The sequence below is a fragment of the Pseudomonas thermotolerans DSM 14292 genome (assembly GCF_000364625.1).
Taxonomy (GTDB): Bacteria; Pseudomonadota; Gammaproteobacteria; order Pseudomonadales; family Pseudomonadaceae; genus Aquipseudomonas; species Aquipseudomonas thermotolerans.
In genome coordinates this window covers 1-2,359 of the sequence record NZ_KB822654.1, presented here as the reverse complement: position 1 = coordinate 2,359, position 2,359 = coordinate 1, and the positions used below count along the sequence as shown (strand labels likewise).

The following is a 2,359-nucleotide window of genomic DNA, read 5'->3' as shown; positions in this document are numbered from 1 at the left end:
CATGAGCGAGGTCGTGCAGAAAGCGATCGCTATGCGGCATGATGCTCCGGCTTCAATTCAATGACTGTGTTGCACTCAGTTTCTGCATCCGCCTCGTTTTAAGGTCCGCGAAAAAACGTGATGCACCGCACAAATCATGCAAAGAATTTTCATGACTGCACGGCATCACTCGCTCGGCTCTTCGCTCAATGACCGAATGCAAGCATGGCTGCGCGGAAGTATTCAGATTTGACGCCCACCATAGGCCAGCCTGGCCAGACCGATCATCAGCAGTAGAACACTGAGCAGCACCAGATGGTCAGTCATCGAAGTCAGCATGATCATGGCGAACCTCCTCGGGTTGAGATGCATCAACCATAAGCACCTGCACCGCTGGAGGCGATACGTAAACTTTTCACCCGTAAACATTTAGAGCACATGCCTATCGGCACCGACGGACGCGCCTTGCAGGATTTCAAAATCGCCCGATACTGTACATAAATACAGTTATCGGCAATTTCCCATGAGCAATGCCCAGATTCTTGGCGCACTCCAAGCCAGTAGCGCACGCCTACCCTATTTTGACGCACACATTCCAGCCGGCTTTCCCAGCCCGGCGCTGGACCACATGGAAAACAAGCTGTCTCTGGATGAGTTGCTGGATATCAATGCACCGCACACCTATGTCGCGCTGGTCAGCGGTGACAGCATGATCGGGGCTGGCATCTTCGACGGCGACTACCTGATCGTTAGCCGCGCTATCCCAGCCAAACCAGGTCACGTGGTAGTGGCCTGCCTCAACGGCGATGTCCTGGTAAAGCGCCTGGCACAGAAACAGGGCCAGTTCATCCTGCAGTCGGATAACCTGGCCTACTCTCCGCGCTACATCCTAGAGAACGATGAGCTGACGATCTGGGGCGTCGTCACTCACAGCCTGCGGAATCACCTAACTCATGGCTGAGCCGGCATACGCACTGGTCGACTGCAACAGCTTCTACGCCAGTTGCGAGCGCGTGTTTCGTCCTGACCTGTTGCGCACGCCCATCGTGGTGCTCAGCAACAACGACGGCTGCGTGATTGCCCGCTCTGCCGATGCCAAGCCGTTCGTGAAAATGGGCGCCCTCTTCCACGAGATCAGAGGCGACCTCAAGCGCCATGGGATCGTCGCCTTCAGCAGCAACTACGCCCTCTATGGCGACATGAGCGAGCGCGTGATGACGATCCTGGAGGGCTGCTTTCCAAGCATCGAGGTCTACAGCATCGACGAGGCCTTTGCCGATATGACCGGGCTCCCTGAACCTCTGGAGTCGATAGGCCGTCAGGTGCAGGCAGACATCAGGCAGAAGACAGGCATCCCAGTTGGCATAGGCATCGCCACCACCAAGACACTAGCCAAGCTCGCCAATAACGCCGCGAAGCGCTGGCAGAAGCAGACCGGAGGCGTCGTGGACATCCGTGACCCCGTGCGTCGCGACAAGCTGCTCAAGGCCATGCCGGTAGAGGAAGTCTGGGGTGTTGGTCCCCGCATGCGTGCTCACCTGGAAGGCATGGAAATCAAGACTGCTTGGGACTTGGCACAGATGGATGCCTGGACGCTGCGCAAGCGCTTCAACGTTATCGTCGAGAAAACCGTGCGTGAACTACGTGGTGTGGCGTGCCTGGAAATCGAGAACGAAATCGAACCCAAGCAAGAGATTTGCTCAAGCAGATCATTCGGCAAGCGCCTGCGTGAGCTAGCCCCCATTCAGGAGGCTGTCACCAGCTATGCGACGCGCGCCGCTGAAAAGCTGCGCAAGCAGGAGTCACTCTGCAGGCAGGTGCGTGTGAGTTTGCGCACCGGGATGTTCAATCCCTCTGAGGCCAAATACGCCGACGGCGTTCTCTGCCAACTGCCCTACCCAACCGATGACAGCAGGCTGATCATCAAGGCCGTCCAGGCGGGATTACAGCAGGTCTTCAGAGAGGGTTTCAGCTACGCCAAGGCCCAAGTGCTGCTCCTGGATCTGTGTCGCAAGAATGAGTACACCCCGGATCTGTTCGCCCCCGAGCAGCCCGTGAAAACCGAGCGACTGATGAGCACTCTGGACGCGATCAACAACCGCTGGGGTCGCGGTACACTCCAGCCAGGACGAATTGCCAAGCCAGTCGAGTGGGCTATGCGAAGAAAACTGCTATCCCCCGCCTACACCACTCGCTGGTCTGAGTTAATGGTCGCAAAAGCTAAGTAGCCTTCGCATTCACTTATCCGCGACGAGCACGGTTCAGAGTCCCCTTACGCAGACAGCGTGCGGATTCCACGGTCATCTGGCCACCCATTCCATGAGCATCTGACCACCGATTCCACGGTGATCCGGCCACCCATTCCACGCGTATCCGACCA

Annotated in this window: 2 protein-coding genes; both read left to right on the top strand. The window is 57.3% G+C overall.

Annotation, left to right across the window (positions count from 1 at the left end):
• The first annotated feature begins 502 nt into the window (after positions 1 to 502).
• Entirely contained in the window at positions 503 to 940 is a 438-nt protein-coding gene (locus tag H165_RS0117940; protein ID WP_040640693.1) for a LexA family protein, read from the top strand.
• Positions 933 to 2,207: a translesion error-prone DNA polymerase V subunit UmuC gene (gene umuC, locus H165_RS0117935; protein ID WP_017940302.1), complete on the top strand. Its 1,275-nt coding sequence runs from the start codon at positions 933 to 935 to the stop codon at positions 2,205 to 2,207. Before H165_RS0117940 ends, umuC begins: the two co-directional genes overlap by 8 nt.
• Positions 2,208 to 2,359: the final 152 nt, after the last annotated feature.